The following is a 7,590-nucleotide window of genomic DNA, read 5'->3' as shown; positions in this document are numbered from 1 at the left end:
CCTCGACGCCGCGAAGCTGCTCACCCCCGGACGCTCGGAGGGCGGCCATCGCCGCTACTCCCGATACCAGCTGCGTCTCGCCGCCCGAGCCCGCGAACTGATCGACCAGGGCACCGCACTCGATTCCGCGTGCCGCATCATCATCCTCGAAGACCAACTCGTCGAGGCCCGACGCATCAACGCCGAACTCCAGCAGGTCCAGCAGGCCCATGGGCCCTCATCCGGTCGGATCGGCCCCGCCCTGGGATGAGACGGCACCGGCGTCGGTCGCTGAAGGTCGCGTCCTGCCAGCTCGACGTTGACCAACTGACCATCGCCCTGGGAGGCGAGTTGGAGTGGTGAGCGCGTCGTTGGTGACGTAGCCGGTCGAGTCATGGGAGTGCCTTTCTCGGAGGGTAGGAACTCGAATGTCTGTTGCCGAGTGGTACCACTGCATCCCACCGTGAAACAGCCACGGCACTGGGTGCCAGTCACCGTGTGGACCCGCTGCGGCACCGGTCGTTGCAGGCAGGGGTGCGCATGAGTTCTGTCCGTCGGCGTCCCGGCGGAGGTGGTCAGGTCGCGGCGCAGCGGGATGCGGATCTCAGGACCGTGTTAGCGCGTGGTGTGGGTGGGTAATGCGTAGAGGACGTCACCGCCCGTCCTTTTCCATCCGATTCCCATGTGTGAGGTACCCATGTCGACTGATGCGATCGTGCTTCTGAAGAACGACCACAAGGAGATCCGGAAATTGTTCCGGGATTTCCGCGGTGCGGGACCGAACGCCGAGGTGGAGAAGGGTCGCATCGTGAACAAGATCATCGAAGCGCTGACGGTGCATACCTATATCGAAAACGAGGGGATGTATCCGAAGGTGCGTGAACTCGTCCCGGATCTCGAGGACGACATCCTCGAATCCTACGAAGAGCACCACGTCGCGGACGTGCTGGTCGTCGAGCTGGCAGCGATGAAACCCGACGACGAGCGGTTTGACGCGAAGACCACCGTGCTGATCGAGAGCGTCGAGCACCACATCGAAGAAGAAGAGCAGGAGTGGTTCCCGAAGGTGCGAGAACAGCTGGGACGTAAACAACTCCAGGAAATCGGCGCGAGGTTGCTGGAATTGAAGGAGAAGGCGCCGAGGTCTCCATCCCAACCGTCGGCATTGAAGAAGACTGTCGACGCCGTCCTGAAGTAGGGGGTGTGAGCGCGGACGGACGGCAGCGAACCATGCATCTGGCGGAGCGGACCCTCGATACCGCACGGACGCTGTTTGTGGGGATGCCGTTCCGGGTGGCCGCCGCGATGCGGGGCGGCGTCCGGGTTTTCCATCCGCGTGGCCTGGTCGCAACGGGGCACATCGAACTCGGCTCCCCCTGGTGGACGCTGAAGACCGGAACACCGATCGACGTGGTGGCGAGACTGTCCGGGGGAGTGGGAACTCCGTCGGGAGTACCGGACGTGCTCGGGCTGGCGTTGAAGATCCCGCTCGATCCGCCCGACACCGAATGGGATCTTCTGCTGGCCAGCTCAGGCACCTCGGCGGTGACTCGGATTCTCCCGCTCCCCGCACGGGGGTGGAGCAGCGCCCGGTACAGCAGCCTGATGCCCTATTCGTCGAACGGAACGGACACTCAATGGGTGCTGGCCGTCCCGGTGGGACCCCATCCAGCGACGACCTCACTGGATTCGCTGAGGCAGTCCCTCACCGACGCGCCGCTGCGGTTCCGCTTGGACCTGGTCTCGGCGACCGGGTCGCCCGTTCCGGCTGGGCAGGTGATGCTGACACGGGTGCAGGAGCTGACGGACGACGAGCAACCCACCTTCGACCCGGTACTCCACTGTCCACCGGGGTTGGCGCTGCGCCCCGCATGGCTCGCCGGGGTGCGGGTCGGCGCGTATCGGGGTAGTCGCCACGGCCGCGGCGACCCGTCCTCGTAGATCTCGCCGAGTAACGCTCCGACGACGGCGTCTATGCGTGCTGACGGCCGCGGATCACCACGATCTCTTCGCTGCGCTGATCCGCGGTGATGATGCCGCGGGACGCGAGCATGCGGCGACGCGCGGTCAGGACGGGACCGAAGGGAATCTCCCGCCGAGCGATGACGTCGACCCTCAAACCCTGCTCTTCGAGCATGACCTGGGACGTCGGGTGCCTGGGTGCAAATTCGGTCGAGGAGCAACCTGTCGGTGCCGGCATCCCAGGCGCGCGCCATGCCGGAGCCGGGGATTCGGTCTTCCTCAGAGGGCACGTACGGTGGGGGAGAGATCACCAGGTCGAAGCATTCGCCCCGGACGCGCACGGTGACGCTGCCCTGTAACACCGGATCGTGTGCCCGTGCACGCGAGCGTTGATACGTAAGTACCGCGCGGCGCGAGATGTCGATCGCGGTGACGCTGCCGGCCCCCCCCACTCGGCTGCCCGAACGGTGAGCGCTCCGGTACCGGTGCAGATGTCGAGGACACGCGTTTGCGCGTCTGGTGGTCCGCCAGGGTGCCAGCGAAACAGCCAAGTATCGTCCTGTGGTGGATAGCCCCGGGATCGTAGGATCAAGACAACTCCTCATGCCTTCGGGACCGAAACGCCGCACTTATCAGCGCAGTGCGTCTTCGAGCAAGAACAGGGCATGAGCGGTAGTCGCTTCCACCACGTCGCCGGGATCTCCATCGAAGTGCCGCAGCTCGGTGCGAGCGGAACCGTCGACAAAGACCCCGAACCACACGGTCCCCGGTGGTTGTCCGTCCTGAGGTTGGGGTCCGCCGGCACCGGTGACCGCCACCGCAAGATCCGCGCCGAGCAACTCCGCTACTGATGTCGCCATCGCGCGGGCACTGGGTTCGCTGACAACCGGGCAGTCTGGAACCTGCAGTAATCCATGTTTCACCGAGCTGGCATAGGCCACGATGCTGCCTCGATACCACTCGGACGACGACGGCGCGGCACCGAGAACGGAGGAGATTCTCCCGCCAGTCAATGATTCCGCGGTCGCAATGGTGAGTTGCCGGTCGCGCGCCACGACAGAGATCCGTTCCGCACGCTCGTCGCAACTACTCACTCGCCGCGCCTCGGCCGATGCGGTGAAGTCCAGATACACTGGCCATTCCGGCCGCGAGCACAATCACCAACAACATCACATTGATCATCGGACCTCCACCTCGTGCTTCGAGCAGGACTCGTTGCTGACTCTCCCGGACTGCAATTCCCGCGAGTAGTGCACCGCTCGCCTTCGACATTCAGTCGCCGGCGCCGATACTTTTCGGCGGCCCCGCCGGCTACAGGCTGAACCGGGGAGCCTGGCCGTCATCGCGTCCGGACACGACGACGACGTGAGTACCGAAATACCCCGCGACGAGTAGGCGCAATCCCAGAATCGCAATCGTCATACACGGGAGTGCCAATCGGCAGAACCACTGCGCGCCATCTGACGATGAGCGAGGGGGTGCGGACCGGGGCCCCACAAGCTCGTATCGACGACTCGCGGAGTCCCGGTTCGGCCCGAAGTGCAGGAAGAATAGGGGCCAGTCCGCGAGTTCACGGACTGGACCCGAGGGAGCGCACCTGAAAGCCGCAACAGCCACCGTTGGCTATCAATCCGGTCGACACACTGCGCATGCATATAATTACCCACCACCCTAGGAGCGCACGGCCTCCTTGGTTCTCACCCTTCGGGGCGGGCGTATACATCAGAGGTTGGGAAGCGCTGCGGCGAGGAAGACGACGCCGGCGGCGATTCCGAAAGTCCCGGTGAGGATGCCGAGGAGCGCTACCAATCCCTTGGACTCGTTCCCTTCGACCCCGGGGTGTCGGTTGGCGGCGATTCCGGCAGCGATGGCGCCGGCACCGAGCAGGATGCCGAATCCGAGCATCCAGAACATCACGATCGACAGCGAGCCCAGCATGATCGAGAGGTCACTGCAGTATTCGCCGAGAGGACGACGCGGCCTGGTGGGAGTGTGGCTCGGAATTGTGGCGATCGTGTCGGAACTCGGTCGTGGTGGCAGTCATCTTTCAGGTCCTCAGAGTACGGGCAGTGGATCGGATGCGTTTGTCCGGCATCGGGTTCGGTCCAGCGGTGTGTCGCTGGACCGAACCCGGGTGCGTGGTATCAGGCTTCGATGGGGGTGCGGTCACCGCATGCGACGGGTGAGCCGCTGCGGGTGATCTCGATGCGCCGCGGTTTCGCTCGTTCGGTGACCGGCAGGATTACGCTGAGAACACCGTTGTCGTAGCTCGCCGAAATGCGGGCGACGTCGATGTTCTCTCCGAGCGACACCAGGCGCCGGTAGCGGCCGCTGAAACGTTCCGATGTCAACCACCGCACACCGTCGTCTGCCTGGCTTCGATGGGCGGTCAGGGTCAATACCCCGGCGTCGACATCGATGTCGATCGAGCCGGGGTCGATGCCGGGCAGATCGGCTCGGGGTGTCGCCTTCCGGGTCCACTGGAGACTCTCGGTGACCCGATCGGCTCTGTCGGCGGGTTGGAGGAATGGGAAATAGGCCTGTTCGGCTTCGAAGGGTGGGATCATCGATCTCGCCGTGAAGCAGACGGTGGGCGTGGCGGTGGGTTTGCTTACTGGGAAAAGCGCGTTACCGTGTAGAGCAGAGGTTGAGTTCACAGCCCGGCAGACAGTGTCCGTCACCGGCTACGATTCTCGGCCTTTCTTTTTGGGTTTTCTCGGGTCGGTCCCACCCTGGAGGAACCTCATGACCTATTTCCATTCCGTCGTCGACTCTCCGGAACAGGTGCAGTCCTGGTTTGCGGACACCTGGCGGTGGAACACCACCGCTGCCGGGGCCACCGAATCCCGCATCGACATCGACGAGCCCCCCGGCGGCCCGGTCGTGATCGGGGAACGTGGACGCCGTCACCGTGCCGGCGTACCTCGAGATCGCTCGCCCGTCGCCGGCTTCAGCAGGGGGGCATCTGACCACGCAAAAATAGACCGATTGATATTTTAAGTTTGTTGTCTCGTGCGCCGAGCATAGTGGCCGGTCTCCGGCGCAAGGACTCGCCGCGGACCAGACTGCCCACCGACCGTCATCGCGGAGATGTGGCGCATCTTGGAGTCCTCCCGGGAGGTCGAGTCGTCGTTGTTTTTCTCGCCGGAGGGGGCGCGTGGCCGGGACCGGGCGCGGCGCGAAGCGCACCCCAAACGAGTCTGCCCGGCCGAGAACACGAGTGGCACGTCTGCCGTGCAGAACCGAACTGAAATGAGTTGACACCGAGCTGATGACTTCTGTACCTGCTGAGAGTTTGACATGAGATGGTTTCTTCCCGCGCGGACCGATATTCAGACGCAGCGACCGAGTTCGGGTGCATGGGGTACCTGGCTGCGCAGTGCCCTCCAGCAGCCGGGGTTGGTGTCGGCCGTCAAATGCACTGTGGCGGTGCTTATCGCGTGGTGGCTGGCCGATCGAGTGCTGCAGAGTCCCGAGGCCTTCCTCGCGCCCTACGCCGCCCTGTTCATCATCGGCACCACGGTCCGCAGTTCGGTCGCCGCTGCCGCACGTCAGGTCACCGTCGTAGTGCTCGGTGTGCTTGTGGCCGCGCTGGCGACACAGACCTTGCCCGAACTCGCCGCCATCGCAGGTGCGGTCGCAGTCGGTACGATCCTCGGCCGCAGCCGGTGGCTGGCGCCGGACGGGATGTGGGTGGCGATCACCGCGCTGTTGGTGTTGCTGTACGGCACGGCAACAGATGCCACCCTGGTGTTTCATCGTGTCCTCGACGTCACAGTGGGTGTGCTCGTCGGTGTCGCGGTCAACGCTCTCGTCCTGCCTCCTGACAGGCTCTCCACGGCGCGTGATCTGATTCTGCAACGTGCCGAGGAACTCTCCGCCCTGCTCGCCGATCTTGCCCACGGGCTACGGTCCGGGCGCCACGATAGTGATCGAGGGCGGCAACGGGTGTGGGATCTGCACAAGTCGACCGGCGCCGGCGCTGCACTGAGTGAGGGTCGGGAAAGCCTGCGAGGCAACATGCGCAGCGTCGGCTGGGCCAGAGTCGGGGGATCTCGGGTGTACCAGCCGATAGCTACGATTCTCGACGACACGTTGCTGCAGGTGTCAGTGCTGGAGGTCGCAGTCGAGGCACTCACCGCCTCCGAGGATCGGTTGGAAGGTTCCACGGCGCCCATTCCGGATCAGCTTCGGTGCGAAGCAGCAGGGCTGATCGAGGGGTTCTCGGCTGCATTCGACAAACTCACGTGGGATCCTGCCCACCATCGAGAGCCCTATCTTCACGTTGTGCATACAGCTCTGCCCGATGCGCGCTCGCGCCTCGAGTCCTTCAGGGAGACAGTCCAACGGAGCCAACCCTCATCCGGTGCGTTGCAGGCGATCGCGTTGGCGGCGGATGGTCTGTGGGCCGCCCTGACCGTGCTGGACAATTTCGACGAGCAGCGGGAGCATCATTAGTTCCAGGTGCAGTCGCCAGGGCCGGCCATAGTGGATGGTGATCGCCCCGTGGGGCGCAGAGATCTGTCACATCAACCGCAGCGGTGGAACAGGGGGTGGGAGTAGCTGACCGTCGTTTCACCGAAGCGGTGCGGCTCGATCAGTTCGCTGTGGTGGGCCCGCCCTCGCGCGTCCGTGGTTCTGTTTCGTATTCGCTGGTACTCCAGTCGACTCACTTTTTCGGCCATCGCCTTTGATCAGTTCATCTAGGACGCGGCGCTGTCGATCGCCGAGAAGGTATGCCTCGGAGGGGCGTGTAGAGACCGAGCCGTGCGGTTGCGTTCCACGCCGCCCGCTGTAATTGGCCGAGGGGGATCGGCAGAACCGCGGCGAAGCGCTCGAGCGTCTGCCGTTGCGGTCGGCCGTGTGTGCCGCCAATAGCCGGCGATCGTGCCGTGCGGGAGTCGGATGCCTCGCTGCTCGGCAATGTCGGCTCCCTGTCTGGCACTCACTGGTTCACAGTTCAGCCGCTCGCCTAGCTCGCTCACGGTGGCAGGCGGGTCTCCGAGCATGCGCGGCCACCGATGCCGAATCCCAACGCACGTGGTACCCGCCATCCTTGATGGAACCACCGACCCGTTAACGACCCGGGCGATGGAGGTGAGCGCCGATGCCTCCCACCTGCGGGGTTCCTGAAGAGTGGCGGCGCCGTCGCCAAGGCGGGTCTCACGTGGGTACGGCGCCGCTCTTTGTCCGGTAGCCGGTGCATCGTGGCCACGCAGGTCCGGCGTACGCGGGTAGTGGGGACGTAACGCTACTGCGTGTGAATCAGATCACATAAATGCGTGGTTGCTGAATACATCGACGCGGCCGCTCGCGGCGGCGCACCCCAAAAAAGCGACGAAGGCAGACTTCTCATGGCGACACCCACGAACCCGACGTTCTCCGTGTCCACACCTCGCACGCTGCGGCGACCCGGCGTGATGGGCACCGCCGAAATCAAGGCGAGAATCGAAGCCATCTATGTCGACGATCGCCGACCCGTCACCCGCACTGCTCGCTGACACGGTGCCGGTGGAGCACGGACCGGAGATTTGAGTAACGACCAAACGTCGCGCTTCGGTCCTCCTGCTTACGCTCGAACCTGCTTTGCTCATCGACACATCGCCTCGACACCTCGACACCTCGACAGGACCGACACCTCGACAGGAC

General features: G+C 64.4%; 8 protein-coding genes and 1 pseudogene. 5 read left to right on the top strand and 4 right to left on the bottom strand.

Annotated features, from left to right (window positions below; all coding sequences use genetic code 11):
• The 3 genes from AC1D1G_RS38310 to AC1D1G_RS38300 all read left to right on the top strand — a co-directional run.
• Positions 1 to 250: MerR family transcriptional regulator (locus tag AC1D1G_RS38310; RefSeq protein WP_477956193.1), on the top strand; the 250-nt coding region annotated here is incomplete at its 5' end.
• A gap of 426 nt (positions 251 to 676) precedes the next feature.
• On the top strand, positions 677 to 1,177 hold the full coding sequence (locus AC1D1G_RS38305; RefSeq protein WP_283331761.1) for a hemerythrin domain-containing protein: 501 nt from the start codon (positions 677 to 679) through the stop codon (positions 1,175 to 1,177).
• Between the two features lie 32 nt (positions 1,178 to 1,209).
• Complete coding sequence (locus AC1D1G_RS38300) at positions 1,210 to 1,920, top strand: hypothetical protein (RefSeq protein WP_477956195.1); 711 nt, start codon at positions 1,210 to 1,212, stop codon at positions 1,918 to 1,920.
• 31 nt (positions 1,921 to 1,951) lie between these two features.
• Here AC1D1G_RS38300 and AC1D1G_RS38295 read toward each other — a convergent pair whose 3' ends face one another.
• The 4 genes and pseudogenes from AC1D1G_RS38295 to AC1D1G_RS38280 all read right to left on the bottom strand — a co-directional run bounded on the left by AC1D1G_RS38295 (position 1,952) and on the right by AC1D1G_RS38280 (position 4,508).
• Complete coding sequence (locus tag AC1D1G_RS38295; protein WP_477956192.1) at positions 1,952 to 2,116, bottom strand: hypothetical protein; 165 nt, start codon at positions 2,114 to 2,116, stop codon at positions 1,952 to 1,954.
• Between the two features lie 457 nt (positions 2,117 to 2,573).
• Positions 2,574 to 3,035, bottom strand: coding sequence for a CinA family protein (locus AC1D1G_RS38290; RefSeq protein ID WP_477956194.1), 462 nt, complete (start codon positions 3,033 to 3,035; stop codon positions 2,574 to 2,576).
• A 628-nt stretch (positions 3,036 to 3,663) separates the two neighbouring features.
• Positions 3,664 to 3,985, bottom strand: a pseudogene (locus AC1D1G_RS38285) (hypothetical protein).
• A gap of 100 nt (positions 3,986 to 4,085) precedes the next feature.
• Positions 4,086 to 4,508, bottom strand: coding sequence for an Hsp20/alpha crystallin family protein (locus tag AC1D1G_RS38280; protein ID WP_477956191.1), 423 nt, complete (start codon positions 4,506 to 4,508; stop codon positions 4,086 to 4,088).
• Positions 4,509 to 5,241: 733 nt separating this feature from the next.
• On the opposite strand from AC1D1G_RS38280, the gene AC1D1G_RS38275 reads away from it, so the two are divergent.
• Together AC1D1G_RS38275 and AC1D1G_RS38270 are read left to right on the top strand one after the other, a co-directional pair.
• The gene (locus tag AC1D1G_RS38275) at positions 5,242 to 6,399 is read left to right on the top strand and encodes an FUSC family protein (protein WP_477956190.1); all 1,158 of its coding nucleotides are present in this window, start codon (positions 5,242 to 5,244) and stop codon (positions 6,397 to 6,399) included.
• Between the two features lie 896 nt (positions 6,400 to 7,295).
• Complete coding sequence (locus AC1D1G_RS38270; protein WP_283354479.1) at positions 7,296 to 7,442, top strand: hypothetical protein; 147 nt, start codon at positions 7,296 to 7,298, stop codon at positions 7,440 to 7,442.
• Positions 7,443 to 7,590: the final 148 nt, after the last annotated feature.

Source organism: Rhodococcus sp. P3_B8, assembly GCF_056402775.1.
The sequence above is the reverse complement of the archived record's forward strand: the minus strand, read 5'-3'. Positions and strand labels throughout refer to the sequence as shown.